Origin of the sequence: Dorea hominis (assembly GCF_014287705.1) — a bacterium.
GTDB lineage: Bacteria > Bacillota > Clostridia > Lachnospirales > Lachnospiraceae > Dorea_D > Dorea_D hominis.
Window position 1 is genome coordinate 141,745 of sequence record NZ_JACOOY010000004.1, and the last position, 17,437, is coordinate 159,181.

A 17,437-nucleotide genomic window follows, 5' to 3' on the forward strand; every position below is an offset into this window, starting at 1 on the left:
ACTCCTCTTTGTGATTTTAAATCATCTGAAATGCTTTCAGTGCCCCAATAATTGCCTCTTCTTTCTCCTTCGGACATTGTGGTTGCTTTGCTCCCTCTGACCTAGGAATATTAAAATTCTCCGCTAATTCAATTCCACACTTTCTCTTCACCTGTGCAATCTACAGATTAGATACCTTCATCCCATCATTATACTCTGCAACATACTTCTTTATCTCCTCATAAGTAGCCTGTCTACGCTCCGCTTCGGTCCGCGCTGGGCAAAGGTTCCCTGGACCTTTAGCGCCTCACAGCCGCCGTTAAATCCATCTCGTCCATGTCAGGTCTCACATTCACATGATGCTTCGCTTCGTGGAGTTTGGACAATAAACATACTGTCTCAACGGTACTTTCGTTGTCCCAACAAAGTTCCTGTGTCTCTCTGTCTCCAAAATACACCGGAAAACGGAACTTCATGTGCTTCAGGAATCTGCCATCTGGCTGCTCCTGCTCGTAAATGTCCACCTGTTCTACAAAGCTGTTAAGAAATTCTTTCTTCTCCAGGTCGGTGAACTTATCATATAGTTTATCAAAATATAAAAGAAATTGATAGACGTTTTCTTCTGATATTTTCTGTTGCCGGATATTCAACAGGCGGTTCTTGACTTCTTCTATACTGTTCTCCACGCCTTCAATCTCATCATACAAACGGTATAACCTTGTCTCCATATCCTGATATTTCTTCTCATAAAATTTATCCATGATATCCAGTCTATCCATCTGCTGTCCAAGTCTTGCTTTTGCTCCGGTCAGCTGCCTGTGCTGTTTTTCCAGTCTTTCAATCTCTTTTTCTATTTCTTCTGTATCTATTCTTGAACCGATTTTATTCAGAATTGCTTCTTCAAATTTCGGATTCTTCACCAGCTTCCGAATAACTTCTTCCACTGCATTGTTAATCTTCTCCTCGCTCCATTGTTTACGATATCCACATTTATGACCATCTACCAGGCGACGATGCTTGCAGGCATAATAGAAATAATCCTTATATAAGGTTCCGTCTTTCTTTTTCTTTCGGTTCACGTTTCCATACATACCGCTTCCACATAACGGACATCTCAATATTCCGGATAAAATATGCTCATGATCGAGGCTATGTATCTTTTCATATTTCACACCTGTTTTTTCCCGTTTTTGATGAGCCAGCTCCCAGTCTGTTTCCGAAATAATCCCTTCATGGATACCATCGTGCAGCATATAATTTTCCTGCTTTACAATGCGATATTCATTTCTTGTACCAGAAACTTTCTCGTTTTTCCTTCGTCCATAAACCAGCTTTCCACAGTATACCGGATTATCCAGAACGCCTTTTATAAATGATGCGGCAAATGCGTCCAGTGTATTATTCTGTCGTTTTTTCTTTTTATATCCATGCTGGTTCAGCCATGAAGCAATCGCAGAGATTCCCATATTGGTATGAATAAATTTATCATAGATCAAACGAATAATTTCCGCTTCATCCTCTGCAATCTGCAATTCTCCATTTACCAATTCATAGCCATATGGAGCAAATCCACCGTTCCATTTTCCTTCCCTGGCTTTCTGCTTACGTCCCTCCATTGTCTGAACAAGGATATTCTCCCGTTCAATCTCTGCCACCGCAGACAGAACAGAAATCATCTGCTTTCCACTATCTTTTGAGCTGTCAATTCCATCTTCAACACAGATCAGATTCACTCCAAAATCCTGCATCCGCTGCAAAGAATTTAAAACATCTGCCGCATTACGACCAAATCTGGAAAGCTTGAACACCAGTACAAACTGCACCTCATCTGTGCCATTCTCAATATTATCCAACATTCTCTGAAATTCCGGTCTGCCCTCTACGCTCTTTCCAGATTTACCTTCATCGGAATACTCATTTACGATTTCCATGTTCTGAAATTCCGCATATCTCTTGAGTTTTTCTTTCTGAGCATCCAGACTGTAGCCATCTACCTGCATGGTTGTGGATACTCTGGTATAGGTATCACATTTTATCTTTTTATTCACTTTTCCTCCTCTCCTCAGAACATCCCAAAGCAATTTCCAACAATTCCGTTGCAACTTGTGAATTTCTGATACGCATTAAGTTATCCCAGACATCAGCTTTTCCAAGTAGATTCATCCCGCCATGCCATACTATTTCATCATCAATAACGGCAAAACATTCTTCTACTTCTGTTCTTGTTATCACATTTATTCCTACCAATTGCATTGCTCTGATTAATTCATAACATACATCTGACTTTGCGTAAGTAATATCTTCCGGATCTGTTGTAATAACAGTGACCTTTACCCCTACTTCCTGTCTCTTCTTGATTAGTAATAAAAATCTGTCAATTTTATCCTGTCTGATATCCGGACTGGAAATTACCACCATTTTTTCTGACTCTACAATATCTTGCTCGAATTTTTCGGTATAATTTACAGAATCAAATATTGCATTTATTATTTGTTTAGGTTGCAACTCTTGTGTCCAGATTGAAAATCCTGTCTTCCTGTATGTTCTCAATCTTTTTGCATACATTTTATCAAAATAACGCACATGCGAATCAATATAATCATACACATAAACGGCTTCTTTTCCGACATAATCTCTGTTTAATCTACCTACATACTGTTCCAAGCGTCCTTCAAAAGATACAGGTGCTGCAAGCATTAATACATCCAGTCTTGGGAAATCAAACCCTTCTCCTATTTTCTGACCAGTTGCCACCAAAATAAGCGATTCATTTTCAGGTATCTGCTTTAATTTTACTCTTATTTCAGCATTTTCCTTATCCGAATTATCCCCATATAGAAGGAATACATGATCTGCTTTTTCCTTTAAGGCATCATGTAAAAATTTTGCATGTTCCTTAAATCTTGTTAAAATTACAGGAGTTTGTTTTCTTGCAACACAAGTTATAACATCATCTATAATCATTTCATTGCGCACCTTACTGGTACTAATCAAATTATATGCTTTATTAATATTATCCTTGCTTTCTGCAGTATCAACTACTCTTGTATATCTTGGGACAAAATAATGTCCAATCCCTTGCTCCTTAGCCCTCTCCAATGCAGTAAATCTATGTCTCAAAGGTCCTAACAGCATATAGATGATCCGATCAAGACTGTCACCACGTTTAGGTGTAGCAGAAACACCATATACGTATTTTGCATTTATTTTCTGCAATAATTCCATAGATGTGTTAGAAGCTGCGTGATGACATTCATCCATAATTACCATTCCGTAAGAATTAATCCGTTCATTAAATTTTCCTCTGCTGTACATTGAACCAACCATTGCAACATCTATAATCCCTGTCAATGTATTTTTATTTCCGTGCAAAACGCCTATCACACTATTTCTTTTTTTCTTTCTTCCTGTTTTTGTTTCATATTCCGGTGGTTCTTCTCTTATCTCTAAGAAATGATTCAATTCATCAACCCACTGATTAAGCAAATCTTTACTTTGCAGCAAAATGAGCGTATTTACTTTTCGCTCTGCAATAAGGTAACTACATACTACAGTCTTTCCAAATGCAGTTGCCGCACTCAAAACCCCATCTGAATGTGATAATAATTTTTCTGCTGCTAATTCCTGTTGCATTCGCAAATCACCTTTAAAAGATACTCTGATAGGTTGTCCTGTTTCTCTTTGATCTGAAACATCAACTGAAATGCCTGCTTTTTCACATTCCTGTATAATATTTTCCCGCAGTCCTCTCGGAATCTGTATATATCCATCTATATCCTTACCTAAATATACAGCACTGAAATTATAATAATTAGAATATCCCAGCCTTTTATTTTTGTAAAATTCCGGATTATCAAATGCCGCCAAACTACGGACCTGATTTTGTATTCTTGGCATAAGATTCAGAGTATCAATATAAACTCCATTGCCCAATACCATATGAAGCTTGCCCACAACATCTGACTTACAAAACTCACATTTCTTCTTCCATGGTTTTGGTCTGACATTCTTCTCAATATTAGTAAGCGTTCCTCTGACTTCTGCTAATTCTACCTGCCATTTTGCCATGCATTGTTCAACATCTTCTATTCCCAGCTTTTTTGTTTTATTGAAAAGAGCATCCCATTGATCAGGATATGCATTCCAATTTTCATCTACAAAAGCACTATTTCCATTTTTAAGTGCCTGCCCCTGTAATGGCAATGCAATCAAATTACCTATGCTGCTTGCCACATCCTGCGAAGGATACATTCTATCATAATAATGAAAAGATTTCAGATTGATGGAAGTTGAACCCTTGTCTAACAGGAGAAATCCAAAATTCCTTGCTGTTGCCGCAGGTATTGCCTTTTTAAAGAAAATCCATACATGGGCACCTTTTCCAGATCGAGATCTCTCAACTAAAGGTCTGATACCATTAAGCTCACACATTTTTCTAAGCGCATCCACTTCTTTATGCCACTCATTATCCGTATTTGCAAAGTCCGTAACCTCTGCTCCTTTTTCGTGATTATCAAAATCAAATACAATAAATCTGCATGTTCCATTTGGCAGTAAAGGATATACACCTATTACATCTGATCCATCTTCTTTTGTGCCTAACAAATGAGCAATTATTTTTTTTACATCCAGACTTATCCATTTGGTATTTTCACATTCATCACAAAATACCTTCTCTTTACGTTGTTTAGGACAAAGCCGGTCATTCCAACGATTTGCACATTGTGGAAAATCCCCCCCGTTCTTTCCCCGTCTGGCATATACATCTTCTCTTCCCCAAAACATCGAAAAGAAATGTATTGCCATTTTCTCTGTAATATACGGTGGATTTACAATACGATTTCCTTGATCCAGGTCATATTCTTCTGCACTTTCTATTTTTTCTTCAAAAGGATTCACCTCTTCATATGAAATGCCTGCTTTCTTCAATTTATCTTTTAATATCTTGTTCTCATATTCAAGCAACCTAACCATCTTTCTCAATGAATCCGCATCATATGCTTCTATGTTCAAACCTTCCACCTACAATTCTTATCATTTCGTAATATAACCTTTATTTTGTGTCCCAACTTTATTTTAATACTTGTACCAACTATTTCCAATACTTATTTTTTCTATTGACGCATTTCTCTGTCGATCGTATAATTAATACACAAAAAACCCGAAAAGAGGAGGTGTTCGTATGGCTACTTCAAGTATTACTCATAATTTTGTCATATCCAATCCAAACAGCGTAAAACTTTTTATTGCAGCGATTGGCGAAGCCGACCGTGACCGCACACCAAAGCAGACACTTCCCGGACGTCAGTTGACAAACCCACAAGAAATCTTATCTTTAATGTCAAAAAGAAAAAAAACAAACTCTTAAATATTAAAATTCTTCAATAAAAAATCCTCTAAGACAATAGGTGTTTCACTATCTCTTAGAGGATTTTTTTTAATTTAAATGGTATCTGGTAATATTTTTCCAATTTTTCGGGAAACCCATTTTATTCAATAATTCAGCTTCACTTATATGCTCTACTTCTCTGTTTACTCGGTCAATCTCTTTTATAAGCTTTCTTTTAAATTCCAGAAAATCTTTTCCAGGTAATAGATATCTAAAAGCAATCACCACAGCAAACAAATCTTGTTTTCCTTTTTCGTACTGATTACCGCTCTGTGGTAATGAAAGTTTTTTATGAAGCGGTGTATCCGCAATAGCATCTACTGTTCTGTATGTAAACAGTCGTTCCCCATGGGCACATACATTCCTATACTTAGTGAGAACAGATAGAAACTGTTCCATCTGATGCTGATTCAAAGGTTCAAAGTTTTTTGATACTTTTGATTTTAAGGACTGCGGAAACACTCGGAACATTTTTGATAAGTTTCCAAACGTAAGTACATTTGCCAAAACCCATAATGGAATTTCACCATAGGTCTTGCGGTAATAGTTGATATATGTATAATCTGTGGTCGTTGTTGCCCGTTTCAAGGTCGCTATCAACTTTACGATTGTTGCATGATTTCTTTTTGTATTTACATAATTATTAGCATCCAGGTACTGCTTCTGCTCTGCTCCATACATTTCAGTAAAATAGTATGACATCAAAGAACGCATCTGTCGCTCAATCTGCAGTAAATATTTAAAGAACAACTCTCTAAGCTCTGCATCAAACTTATACAGACTGACTATTTCTTCAAAACTTGTTCCTGCTTTATATTTTTTTGTGTTTGATATTCTAAAAAGATGTTTATATCCTCCCATAAGAGGAAAATATCCTATTTGGCGTAACATCTCTTCCGCATATTCTCTGTCTTTTATTTTTATTCCCTTTTCATCACTGATCCAGGAAACCTGGTCACTAAAAGAAGAGAATTTTTTCGGTGTCTGCATCTCATTTCTCCTTAAAACAAAAGAGGGAGAGACCCGCAGGCTCTCCCCCGCCTGTAGGCTTCGCAAGTTTCTACAGAACGATCACTGAGCTTAGTATACGTCATTTTAAATGTTCTGTCAATATGCCAAAACATTCTCTGTCATATCAGCCCAAAATTATTTTATGCTATTTTTCTCCAAATTATCATTCTTTTTTATCAGCTTTTAAAATTTATTCGATTTAAAAATACATGAAAAAGCGACAGTCTGATTTACATTTTGTATTTCAGGAAACTGCCGCTTCTTTTTCTTCTTTATTCTGTTTTTCTTCCTCCAACTCCCGGAGGACTTCTTCGCCGTACTTATCAATCATCCGTACCAGAAAATCAATGCACCGCTCAAATTCAATATTCTGTTGCATAAGCTCCTCCCGTTATTGTTGATCTGAGCTTATTTTACAGAACCTGCCGGAAAACCACATTGAATAGAAATTAATTGAATCGATGCGATTTTTCTTCTATTAGCACTTGCTAAAAAAATCATATCAGCGAAAGTAATCAAATGAGTCAGCCTGATTTTTTATACGAATTATTTGAAGATTTTATGGATGATCCGGCAAATCAGGATTTTTCTATGGATAATGGTCTGGTTTGTCGTTGGCTGACCGGTCAAGCAAAGATCAGTCCCAAAATATCTGCCTATTATTCCAAACCCAGTAATCAGAAAAAGCTGGCAGAACAGCAGGAACCCGAAAGAGGAATCTCCGAATTGCAAAAATTATCCGGCATCATCAAGGAATACCATTCCGATGACTGTCTGGATTATGCCAAAGTACAGGAAACCCTTGGAACCATTTATCTGATGACGGCCAATCTTCCTCAAGCCAAAACACATTTTAAAAAAGCTTTCAAAATATATGAAAAGATCTGGGCTGATGAGCCAGAAATGATTGAAGCAAAATATCAGGAGATTCAGGAGTTATATCCACAAGTTGGTTCCTTTCTTGGACAACAGATATCAAGTTCTTTAACAAAACAGGCATAATTTTGCGGCGGACAAATTGTCCGCCGTTGCTTTACTATCACTTTTGGTAGAAAGTATTTTCATGCTAATAATCATTAACGCTCTATGCTACTGATTTTTTTACTAATGGTCAATTGAATGATAAGGAGCGTCTATACGATGGGGATCTTCTTGATTACAAGGATGATGACAAAGATGACCATAGTTTTACTGAAAAATGGAAATCTCTGATACCAATGCTTACGGCATTATGTACGTGGAGAGAAGAACCCAGGGAATAAAACTTATTCGTAATTTACATAAAAATGCAGGCAGAAGCAATCTTGAAAGTTTTCCTGCTTATATCATTATTAAAAATAGGGGAATTTTTACAGCCCCGAGTTTGTTCATATACATTCATTATTTCTGCATAAATTCAAACACCGCCTCTTTCGTCGGAATCGCAGGGATTCCCCCTCTCTTTTGCACACACAATCCAGCAACTGCATTTCCCAAAACAGCACACTTTTTGATTTCTTCCCATTCCATTTTTTCAACATTCTTATTCATAGAAAGGATACTGCATAATACGCCTCCCCAAAATGAATCACCTGCCCCAGTCGTGTCGACCGCATGTATCTGAAATGCTTTGATGATTTCTTTTCTGTTTTTTGTTGCCATAAGAACGCCCTGTTCTCCCAATGTAATGGCAACCAGCTTTGGTCCCATGGCAAGGAGTTGATCTGCAGCCTGCTCATAACTTTTCGCCTCTGTCAACAGAGTACTCTCTTCATCCGATACCTTCATGACATCTACCAATTCTATGACAGATCTCATTTTTTTCACTGCATCCTCTTTGCTCTTCCAAAGAGACGGTCGGTAATTCGGATCATAGGAAATAAGTGCACCCGCTGCTTTTGCCATTTTTACCGCTTCAATCGTTGTACTTTCTGCCGGTTCATCTGTCAGCGATAATGATCCAAAATGAAAAATTCTACAACCTGAAATTAATGTCTGATCCAGTTCTTCTTTTTTTAACTGTGTATCTGCACCCGGTTTTCTTGCAAAAGAAAAATTCCGTTCTCCACCTTCACCGATTTCCACAAATGCCAACGTTGTAAAATAACCCGGGTCTTCAACAATAGCATCTGTATTGATTCCTTCCTTTTGCAATGTCTTCTTTAAAAATTTACCATGCATATCGTTTCCAACTTTTCCAATAAAAGATGTGTGATACCCAAAGTGGCTTGCAACGGTTAGAAGATTTGCCGTAGCACCTCCGGGATTCTGTTCGAACAATTTCCTCCCATCCCGACTGTGTCCTGCTTCCGTAAAATCAATCAGCAATTCTCCCAATGCCACGATATCAACTTTTTCTTCCATTTTTCAGTTCCTCCACAATCTCGTTATAACGTTTTTTATTTAACCGGTAGAAAAATAATACAACCGCAGTCACAATCCAAAGTGCACCTGGAATCGTCGTAAATGCATGTTTCATAATTGAAAGTACAGTTGCATTTTGTGTCTGATTTGCAATATAACCATATTTTCCAAGTAATCCTGCTAAAAGTGCTGTTCCAACTGCCATTCCGATTTTATTTCCAAGTGAAATAAATGCATACTGAAAACCATCATTTCTAAGTCCGGTTTTCCACTCCCCATATTCCACACAGTCTGGAATAATTGCATAGATTGCGGTATTAAATCCAGAGAAAAAAAACTGTGTGAGACCAGATAATGCATAAAAAATTGCTGGTGATTCTTTGGCATTGAAGAAAAACATAGACAGCATTGAAATTCCTGTAAATAAAGCAAAGAGAGATGCTGTTCTTCCTTTGTTATTCAACTTGCGGAATACTGGCTGAAAACAGGCTGCCCCGATGATAGAAGGAATAATGATGCACATCGAATAAGTTGTGTAGTAGGAGGCATTTCCTTCCACATATGTAAAATAATACAGAATATCTGCGTTTCTAGCATATAATGTAAATCCAAATAGTATCTGTCCTGCCAATGCAAGAAGATATGGTCTGTTCTGCATGACTGCTTTCAACTGTACCTTTACAGAAATCCTTTCTTTTTCCGGAGTAATCACTGTCTCTTTCGTCTTCGCAAAGCAGAAGAAATGACAGGCTGTAAAAATACATCCATATATGACCGCAACCGTCAGATATCCTGTCTTTGCACTATAACTGCCGAATTTGCTGAGCAGTGGAACTGTGATAATATTTAACACACCAATTGCAATCATCGCTGCAACCGAACGGGATGTATTTATTTTTGCACGTTCATCAATATCCTGTGTCATAGCACCACACAAGGTTCCATACGGAATATTCACACAGGTATACCCCAAAACCAGCAGACAATATGTAATTACCATATAAATGATCTTTCCATTCTGCGGCCAGTCGGGTCTTGCCCAGAATGTCATAACAAGAAGAATCGCTGTAATTGGTGCCGCTATTAACAGCCATGGACGGTACCGTCCCCATCTCGATTTTGTTTTATCCGTAAGTCCCCCGACAATTGGATCATTGATTGCATCCCAGAATCTTGAAAAAAGCATAAGTGCTGACACAGCCGCCATACTGATTCCGAACACATCTGTATAAAATATCATCAGAAAATTACTGACGAACATCCAGCTGAAATTACATCCAACATCACCAAACCCATATGCAATCTTACTGATCAGCGGTATTTTTCCATTTTTGTTTTCGCTTTCCATATGTCCCTCCTGTTTTTATCAGAGTTTCTGGCAGAACTCTATTCTTTCCTCATTTGGTCCCTTAATCATAAAAAACCTCACACCATTTTCCCAAAATGGCAGTTCTTCGATTCCGTCTGTAATAACTGTGTATTTTTCATTACAAATTTTCTGATACATACTTTCAATGTCTTCCACATCAAGTGCTACATGTTGGTATGCACCGTCTGCCATTGCCGCCTGTCCATTTTCAAAAGTCTCTATACAGTAATTTTTTATCTGTAAAAATGCCACTTTTTCCCCTGCTTTTTCATTATAGGACTGCATAATTACTTCAAATCCAAGACTCTTATAAAACTCAACTGTTTTCTGTAAATCGTTTGTCGGAAGCCCGATATGGGCAACTCCGACAATTCCATATTTATTTTCCATATTAACTCCTTACTTTTCACTGACATTGATAATTACTTTCATCGTTGTCTCGCGGTTATCATCAATATACTGGTATGCCTTCAGATAATCTTTAAAAGCAAATGTCTTTGAGATGAGCGGTTTCAAATGAACTTTGCCCTCATTTACCAGTCTGATTCCATCTATGTAATCATCATGGCGGTACATCATCGTGCTCTTAATGTCAAGTTCGTGGTCATTTGCCACTGCAAGATCTACTTCTGCCATTCCTGCAAAAACAGCTACCAGTACAATCGTGCTTCCTTTTCTTGCATATTTAATCGCCTGTCCCATTGTGATATTGTTTCCGGCACAGTCGTAAATCACATCCGCCTTATCCGGTCCAAATGCTTCAACCATTGCCTCACCGAAGTCTTTATTTTTGGTATTCACACACACATCAATCCCACATTCTTCTGCCTTTGCCAGTCTAAGATCACTGATATCTGTGATCATCACTTTCGCTGCCTCCATTCCTTTTGCTGCCTGTGCTACAAGATTTCCGATCGGTCCTGCACCAAGGACTGCAATATTCATGCCAGCCACATCGCCCATCTGTTTTACACCATGGACTGCCACCGCAAGAGGTTCGATCATAGCTCCTTCTTCATAGGACATATCTTCTGGAATCGGTGTTACTTTCGATGCATCCACTGCAAAATACTCAGATGCTGTTCCTGTCGTCTGAAATCCCATTACTTTTAATTCCTCACAGAGATTATACTTTCCATGACGGCATGGATAGCAGTGTCCACAATATACCTGCGGCTCTATTGTCACCTTCTGTCCCACATGAAACTCTGTGACATTTTTTCCAAGTTCTGTAATCTCACCGGAAACCTCATGTCCCTGTGTTACCGGATATTTTGTAAACGGATGTTTTCCATGATAAACATGAATATCTGATCCACAAACACCAATATTCATAATCTTTACCAACACCTGATTTTCCTTTACCTCCGGAACCGGAATCTCTCTGAAAATAATTTCTCCTGGATTTGTCATTATCTGCTGTAACATAATTGATTTCTCCTTTTTTATATTATTTTATTTTATGTTTTATCAAATGTTTTATTAAAGTGATTACATTATTGCCCTGTAAACACGATTTGTCAATATGTTTTTTCATAATTTTATATATTTCATAATTTCAAAATACATTTTTTGTGTATTTTTCACAATCAACACGCAAAAACGGAAAGGAAACCGTAGTTATTGTTTTCTTTCCGTTTTTTCTATAATATCTTTTTCTAATTTTACACAACTTCTCGTTTTTCACACATATAAAGCGGACATCTGCATTCACTTTGCAACCTGTCAGTGGGAGTTTTTTACTCCAACAGACTAAACATCCCCTTGCCCTACGCTTAATGCCCTACGCATCAGATGCGGTGGACTGCTTATCTGCGTTCAAAAAATTTACAATTCTACCATATGTTTTGTAAAAAAGTATTTCGCGGCTCCAACAGCCGACGCTTCTTTCTTATACGAACAATTTTTCAAGTATGAAACATCATGCTCAAAGCCATTATATGCCATCACTTTTTCTCCCAGTGGTATCATATAATCTGACAATACCCCTCCCACATCACCTCCTAGTATGATATCCATATCATATGCCATCCGCAGATTTGATATCAAAACAGCAAGATGATCCAGATACTCATTCCATGTCTGCAAAATTTTTTCATCACCACTTTCAATTTTTTTCATAAATGCATCCAGTGACTGCCTGTTATCTTGTGTCAGTACACTTGCAGCACAATATGCATCCGCACATCCTGATTTACCACAATAACACTTTCTTCCACCGGGAACGAGTATCATGTGACCAAACTCCCCTGCTTTCTGGTTCTGCCCTCGAAACAGCTTTCCATCTATGCAGAATGCGCCTCCTAAGGTATGGTTCAAAGACAGATATATCGCATTTGGATACTTTTGCTTTTTTTCTGCAAGCATTGCAGCATTAGCATCATTTTCAAAATATACTGGAATTTCCAGAGCCTGCTCTAAAAAGCGCAGACTATAATTCTCTATGCCTAAAGCATGAGATTTTAAAACGATCCGTTCTTTCTGATCAATGATTCCCGGAATCGCCACTCCAATCCCAAGTAGCGTATCCTTCGCTAATTCGCCTTCAAGAAAAGTTTTGACCTTTTGTGCCACCTCTGTACAATAGGATAATTCTGCCGTAAATTTTAAACGGATGCGATCCTTTTTTATAATCTCCTCTCCAAGATTTACTAATACCATTTCTATATGATTCGCTGTAATCAAAATTCCCATTGCATGACAGTACGACTTATTAATCCCTATACTTTTTGCCTTCCGTCCACCGGTCGAAGCATATTCCCCAGTTTCTTCCAACACCATTTTTTCTAACAAGTCATTCACATTTGCTAATACAGTCGGCATACTCAAGTTTAACTCTTTTGCGATTTCTGCCTTGGATGTGACATGATTGTTCAGCACATAATTAATTATTTTTTTTCTTGTTATATTTCTTTTATCTTTATTTCCCGTTTTCTTATCCTCTTTTATTAAATATTTTATAAAAGAATTATATGCTTTTCTATTCTTCTTGTAAAGTAATGTTTTATAATAAAAATTTGCTGCATTTAAAAATGCTACTTTTAAGAATCAAATTTGCCGGATACCCAATCACTATATTTTTCATTCACGTTATCTCCTCATAATTACTGTGGTAATTCTTTGCCAAAAAGGAAATTCAATTTTACAACTTTCCAAACATTCACTCAATTCCAGCTCAATTTCCCCTCAATGCCTTTTTCCTCCGATTTTCGTATGCTTATCCCACAGCAAAGCAGTACCACACCGATACGACCTGCTGAATCAATCAATACGAAAATTATGTAAGCAACTGGGAAGAGATGAAAGCAAACGCTTCTAGACTTCTCATCTGGGGTGATGTCGGTACTGGAAAATCTTTTTTTGCAGGCTGCATTGCCAATGCCCTTCTGGAAAAAGGCGTTCCTGTACTGATGACCAACTTTTTCCGGATTCTGAATACCCTTACCGGAATGCTTTTTGAAGACAGAAACCAGTTCATCAACAGCTTAAACCGCTACAGTCTTCTGATTATTGATGATCTCGGAATTGAGCGGAACTCTGACTTTGCACTGGAACAGGTATTCAATGTAATCGACAGTCGTTACCGCAGTAAAAAGCCCCTGATCATAACGACCAATCTCACTTTATCAGAGCTGAATACCATAAGACGTGTGCCAAAATACGGACAGCTAAAATCAATATTTTTGTCTGCCCAACCTTAAATCAACACTTCTATCTATCAACCTATAAAAATCAATAGCTTTTCAGCCCTTAAAACGCAAAAAATCCGAGGACCTGGATTTACTTCCAAATCCTCGGAAAAGCCTTATATTTCAAGCATTTTCACACTTTTACTTCTGTACTTTAGTCAACAGAACTACGCTCTCAACATGTGTTGTCACTAACATAGGAACACACATCCTTTACCCCGTCTACGATATGGGAACACATTTCTTTCGCTTTTTCTACTGCTTTTGATTTCTTCCCAAATCGTTCTTTTGCGTTTCCAATTTCATTTTTGAATCCTGTTTTATATATGAAAATGATTTTATAGGGATCTTTCTCTCCATTTTCATCGTAACCACCGACAATAACTTTTTCGATGATACTTTCAAATATTCCTCTGTCAAATTCTTCTAAAATCTGATTTTTTGACAATGCTTTTCTGAAATCTGCCAGTCTTCTTTGCAAGCTGCCTTCATTGTCATATTGTTGTTCCAACATACTTAACTGTGCTTTTGTTTCAGACAATTTCTTTTCATATCCCACATCTGTTTCCTCATAAATGTCTTTAGCCACAACACCTTCTAAATAGTTTTCCAGCAACTTTTTTCTCTTATATTGAATATTATAAACACTTCTATTGAGTTTTTCAATTTTATCTTCTATCGAGTCCTCTGATAAAGTTTTCTCGACTCTCTTAATAAATTCCTCTAACACGTCTTTATGATCTGTACATAACATACGGTAAGATTCAATAAAAGCATCTTCTATAACCTGCTCTGGAATTCCCTTACTATCTGGACAAAACCTTTTACCATGCTTTGTTGATTCTACACATTGCCAAATAGTTTTTGTATATTTCGAACTGCTATGCCACCTTCTCCTTGATAAATTTGCACCGCAAAATCCACATTCAAGCATACAACTAAAAGCATATTGTCTACTGAATTTTTCTCGTTTTCCAGGTGCTACTCCCTTTTTGCGTCCTCCATTACGGCGTTCCCGTATCTCCTGAGCTCTTGCAAATTTTTCTTCTGATACAATCGGTTCATGATGATTTTTGATGTAAAACCGATCTTCTTCTCCAAGATTTTCCAGCCTTCTTTTTGATATCGGATCTACTGTAAAGGTTTTTCCTAATAAAATATCACCTTTGTATTTTTCATTATTAATAATTCCCATTACACTTGAAGAAGTCCACGGATTTCCTTTAACAGTTGAAATTCCCTGTTCATTCAGTTCTCTTGCAATCATCGTACTTCCAGCACCTGCAACATATCTGTCAAATATGTATCGGACCGTTTCCGCACCTTCTTCGTTAATAGACAGCGACTTTGTTACTACATCGTAATCATATCCAAGGCAGCCCTGAAAACCAACAAGTTCTCCACGTTTCATCTTCATTTTCAAACCTTTTTTTACATATGCAGATGTATTTTCCACTTCCTGCTGTGCAACAGAACTTAAAATAGTCAGTAAAAATTCTCCATCTTTTAACGTATTAATTTTTTCGACTTCAAAATATACCGCTATATTCCTCTCTCTTAACATTCTTACATATTTTAATGTATCTAATGTATTTCGTGCGAATCTAGGAATGCTTTTTGCAATCACTAGATCAATATTGCCTGAAAGGCATTCCTGAATCAGTAATTGGAATTCTTCTCTTTTATCTGTTTTCGTGCCTGTAATTGCTTTATCAGCAAAAACTCCTGCAAAAACCCATTGCTTATTACTCTTTATCAAGTCCGTGTAATATCTGACCATTGAATTATAACTTTTAATCTGATCTTCATCATCAGTACTAACACGACAATATGCGGCAACTCTTAATCTATCAATCTTTCTTCCCGTAGAAGTATCCTCACCAGCACCCTTAGCCTTAATGATTTCAACTTCCATTTCACCGCCCCTTTCTTTTTGTGTTCCTACCGTAGTGTTGATATAATCTTACAACGCAACACTCCGATAGTCAAGCGGTAATATTAGAAATAACACCATAATCTTTTTTTAACTTTTTCTCTACCAGCTGATACTCTGCTTCACTTATAAGTTTTAACGAGCGTAATTGTTTCAACATTGACAGCTGCATACTGTATCTCAACAATTTTGCACTATTCATTTTCCCTCTCTATTCTTTCTCATCTACTTTTATTCAAAAATCCTGCAGTAGCTGTCGGGTAACAGCCTCATTGGTATTTCACCATCTTCTCAGACCGGGCAACTTTCCCGGAAGTATCATTATCAAAAACAGTATCTTCGCCACAAAAATCCCACTTTCTGATTACAGTCAAATATTTATCGCTCATGCCTTTACTTCCATATCATTTTGATACCATTTCCACTTTGCGTCACGATGTCGCAAAGCAATAATGCAGACAGTCCTGGCGTATCTACTGTATAGCTCCTCTGTTTCATTCGTCCTGCAGGATAAATATGAAGTTTTCAAGGTACAATGATTGCTCTTTTCATATCAATTTACGAAAGGGAGTAGTTCAGATAAAAATTATGCAATCTTAAATTTCAGTATTTTAGTAATCAATTTTGTTTCAAGTCTGCGTCTCAATGTTTCATCCACACAATAATGTAAATTTCCGTATTCATCATATAATTTTCTGGTTGATAACACTGCAATATAACCTTCATAATGTTTCAAAATCCTGTTAATTGCTTCCACATCTCCGGACGCTGCCGACACAATAATATGATACGGTAGTAACTTTGTATTATTTCTTTTTTCCAGTCCTGATCTCCTCCATAATCTTTTTTAAAGCTATAAGGGAACTTGTACGATGATGATGAATGGTACTTCTTACAAGATTCATATATTTTGCAATTTCTGTATCTGTCATATCCAGAAAAAAAGATAATAAAATTACATTTCGCTTCTTTTCCGGCAAGGACTTTAATGCTTCACCAATCAACTCATCTTTTACTTCTATGTCATAATCAAAGACATGGAACATTTCTGATTCAACTATGTAATCATCCATGATTTCCAGTTGTCGTAGTTCCTTCTGCGTTAATTCCGAAAAAGAAATTTCATATTTTAAACGATAATTTCTTTCTCTCTCATAATCTATCATTTCATTCTTCAACAGGGTTTTGCAGAAACTGTCAAACTGTTTCCTTATTCTTGACTGCTGTTCGGAAGAAGATTTCTTCATAAGAGATCACCTCCTTCCGTAACCACCTGAAGCAGAGTGAAATATCTCCCTTTCACTCCATAGCACGAATGGATATATAGCCAGCGTCGAACACCCGACACTGTTTTTAAAAAATATTTTTTTATATAAAAAACGCCCTTACTGGCTAATACCCATAGGACGTTGTTTATATTTGATATTAAATTTTTCCCACACGTTCCGAGTGGGTATAATGCACTCTCAACTGCATAACTATTTACATTGCTTAAAATGCAACTTATTTATCTGCCTTTCCACGCATTACGCAGGATTGGCTTTGATTAGCACAAAAAAATCCTTTCAACAGTTCAGAATACATAGCTCTCCCAAACATGTTCAAAGGATAAAAACACGAAAAAAAACCTTTGAACATTGCGTTTTTTTATATGCAATATCCAAAGTTTCTTATTTTTCCGAAAGTGCATGATACCCCTCTAATATAGTGATTCATTAGTGCAT

The 17,437-nt window shown here is 37.1% G+C and carries 15 protein-coding genes and 1 pseudogene; 3 read left to right on the forward strand and 13 right to left on the reverse strand.

Annotation, left to right across the window (positions count from 1 at the left end):
* Positions 1 to 278 precede the first annotated feature (278 nt).
* The gene (locus tag H8S07_RS04380) at positions 279 to 1,979 is read right to left on the reverse strand and encodes a recombinase family protein (protein ID WP_186855554.1); all 1,701 of its coding nucleotides are present in this window, start codon (positions 1,977 to 1,979) and stop codon (positions 279 to 281) included.
* Between the two features lie 40 nt (positions 1,980 to 2,019).
* Positions 2,020 to 4,992, reverse strand: a complete 2,973-nt coding sequence (locus tag H8S07_RS04385) for a TOTE conflict system archaeo-eukaryotic primase domain-containing protein (RefSeq protein ID WP_186855507.1) — start codon at positions 4,990 to 4,992, stop codon at positions 2,020 to 2,022.
* Positions 4,993 to 5,161: 169 nt separating this feature from the next.
* Here H8S07_RS04385 and H8S07_RS04390 point away from each other — a divergent pair, with 169 nt between their 5' ends.
* On the forward strand, positions 5,162 to 5,347 hold the full coding sequence (locus H8S07_RS04390; protein ID WP_186855508.1) for a hypothetical protein: 186 nt from the start codon (positions 5,162 to 5,164) through the stop codon (positions 5,345 to 5,347).
* 69 nt (positions 5,348 to 5,416) lie between these two features.
* Here the strand turns inward: H8S07_RS04390 and H8S07_RS04395 are convergent, their stop codons facing one another.
* Both H8S07_RS04395 and H8S07_RS14620 read right to left on the reverse strand, forming a co-directional pair.
* Positions 5,417 to 6,358 (reverse strand): Abi family protein, encoded by a 942-nt coding sequence (locus H8S07_RS04395; protein WP_186855509.1) that lies wholly within the window; start codon positions 6,356 to 6,358, stop codon positions 5,417 to 5,419.
* Positions 6,359 to 6,623: 265 nt separating this feature from the next.
* Positions 6,624 to 6,758 carry a hypothetical protein gene (locus tag H8S07_RS14620; protein WP_004844681.1) on the reverse strand — a complete coding sequence of 45 codons (135 nt, stop codon included), beginning with the start codon at positions 6,756 to 6,758 and terminating at the stop codon, positions 6,624 to 6,626.
* 140 nt (positions 6,759 to 6,898) lie between these two features.
* On the opposite strand from H8S07_RS14620, the gene H8S07_RS15015 reads away from it, so the two are divergent.
* Positions 6,899 to 7,381 (forward strand): tetratricopeptide repeat protein, encoded by a 483-nt coding sequence (locus tag H8S07_RS15015; RefSeq protein WP_186855510.1) that lies wholly within the window; start codon positions 6,899 to 6,901, stop codon positions 7,379 to 7,381.
* A 378-nt stretch (positions 7,382 to 7,759) separates the two neighbouring features.
* Here the strand turns inward: H8S07_RS15015 and H8S07_RS04405 are convergent, their stop codons facing one another.
* The 5 genes from H8S07_RS04405 to H8S07_RS04425 form a co-directional block, all read right to left on the reverse strand.
* Positions 7,760 to 8,722 (reverse strand): carbohydrate kinase family protein, encoded by a 963-nt coding sequence (locus H8S07_RS04405; protein WP_186855511.1) that lies wholly within the window; start codon positions 8,720 to 8,722, stop codon positions 7,760 to 7,762.
* Positions 8,706 to 10,070, reverse strand: a complete 1,365-nt coding sequence (locus tag H8S07_RS04410) for an MFS transporter (RefSeq protein ID WP_186855512.1) — start codon at positions 10,068 to 10,070, stop codon at positions 8,706 to 8,708. The genes H8S07_RS04405 and H8S07_RS04410 overlap by 17 nt, the downstream gene beginning before the upstream one ends.
* An 18-nt stretch (positions 10,071 to 10,088) precedes the next feature.
* Complete coding sequence (locus H8S07_RS04415) at positions 10,089 to 10,481, reverse strand: VOC family protein (protein ID WP_186855513.1); 393 nt, start codon at positions 10,479 to 10,481, stop codon at positions 10,089 to 10,091.
* A 9-nt stretch (positions 10,482 to 10,490) separates the two neighbouring features.
* On the reverse strand, positions 10,491 to 11,519 hold the full coding sequence (locus H8S07_RS04420; protein WP_186855514.1) for a zinc-dependent alcohol dehydrogenase: 1,029 nt from the start codon (positions 11,517 to 11,519) through the stop codon (positions 10,491 to 10,493).
* A gap of 399 nt (positions 11,520 to 11,918) precedes the next feature.
* Positions 11,919 to 13,052 carry an ROK family transcriptional regulator gene (locus tag H8S07_RS04425; protein ID WP_330598513.1) on the reverse strand — a complete coding sequence of 378 codons (1,134 nt, stop codon included), beginning with the start codon at positions 13,050 to 13,052 and terminating at the stop codon, positions 11,919 to 11,921.
* 314 nt (positions 13,053 to 13,366) lie between these two features.
* Between H8S07_RS04425 and H8S07_RS04430 the strand changes: the two are divergent.
* Positions 13,367 to 13,729, forward strand: a pseudogene (locus tag H8S07_RS04430) (ATP-binding protein); the annotation flags it as partial.
* Between the two features lie 226 nt (positions 13,730 to 13,955).
* On the opposite strand, the gene H8S07_RS04435 reads toward H8S07_RS04430, so the two are convergent.
* The 4 genes from H8S07_RS04435 to H8S07_RS04445 form a co-directional block, all read right to left on the reverse strand.
* Positions 13,956 to 15,695, reverse strand: coding sequence for a recombinase family protein (locus H8S07_RS04435; RefSeq protein ID WP_186855515.1), 1,740 nt, complete (start codon positions 15,693 to 15,695; stop codon positions 13,956 to 13,958).
* Between the two features lie 70 nt (positions 15,696 to 15,765).
* Complete coding sequence (locus H8S07_RS14400) at positions 15,766 to 15,915, reverse strand: SHOCT domain-containing protein (protein ID WP_004613393.1); 150 nt, start codon at positions 15,913 to 15,915, stop codon at positions 15,766 to 15,768.
* Positions 15,916 to 16,299: 384 nt separating this feature from the next.
* Positions 16,300 to 16,536 (reverse strand): helix-turn-helix domain-containing protein, encoded by a 237-nt coding sequence (locus tag H8S07_RS04440; protein WP_038292684.1) that lies wholly within the window; start codon positions 16,534 to 16,536, stop codon positions 16,300 to 16,302.
* Entirely contained in the window at positions 16,520 to 16,960 is a 441-nt protein-coding gene (locus tag H8S07_RS04445) for a sigma factor-like helix-turn-helix DNA-binding protein (protein WP_002594762.1), read from the reverse strand. The genes H8S07_RS04440 and H8S07_RS04445 overlap by 17 nt, the downstream gene beginning before the upstream one ends.
* Positions 16,961 to 17,437: the final 477 nt, after the last annotated feature.

Excerpts from the sequence above, each read along its gene's own strand:
- H8S07_RS04415 (WP_186855513.1), bottom strand. The coding sequence starts at position 10,481 with ATGGAAAATAAATATGGAATTGTCGGAGTTGCCCATATCGGGCTTCCG.
- H8S07_RS14400 (WP_004613393.1), bottom strand. The coding sequence starts at position 15,915 with ATGAATAGTGCAAAATTGTTGAGATACAGTATGCAGCTGTCAATGTTG.
- H8S07_RS04435 (WP_186855515.1), bottom strand. The coding sequence starts at position 15,695 with ATGGAAGTTGAAATCATTAAGGCTAAGGGTGCTGGTGAGGATACTTCT.
- H8S07_RS04445 (WP_002594762.1), bottom strand. The coding sequence starts at position 16,960 with ATGAAGAAATCTTCTTCCGAACAGCAGTCAAGAATAAGGAAACAGTTT.
- H8S07_RS04390 (WP_186855508.1), top strand. The coding sequence starts at position 5,162 with ATGGCTACTTCAAGTATTACTCATAATTTTGTCATATCCAATCCAAAC.
- H8S07_RS04410 (WP_186855512.1), bottom strand. The coding sequence starts at position 10,070 with ATGGAAAGCGAAAACAAAAATGGAAAAATACCGCTGATCAGTAAGATT.
- H8S07_RS04420 (WP_186855514.1), bottom strand. The coding sequence starts at position 11,519 with ATGTTACAGCAGATAATGACAAATCCAGGAGAAATTATTTTCAGAGAG.
- H8S07_RS04395 (WP_186855509.1), bottom strand. The coding sequence starts at position 6,358 with ATGCAGACACCGAAAAAATTCTCTTCTTTTAGTGACCAGGTTTCCTGG.
- H8S07_RS15015 (WP_186855510.1), top strand. The coding sequence starts at position 6,899 with ATGAGTCAGCCTGATTTTTTATACGAATTATTTGAAGATTTTATGGAT.
- H8S07_RS04380 (WP_186855554.1), bottom strand. The coding sequence starts at position 1,979 with ATGCAGGTAGATGGCTACAGTCTGGATGCTCAGAAAGAAAAACTCAAG.
- H8S07_RS14620 (WP_004844681.1), bottom strand. The coding sequence starts at position 6,758 with ATGCAACAGAATATTGAATTTGAGCGGTGCATTGATTTTCTGGTACGG.
- H8S07_RS04405 (WP_186855511.1), bottom strand. The coding sequence starts at position 8,722 with ATGGAAGAAAAAGTTGATATCGTGGCATTGGGAGAATTGCTGATTGAT.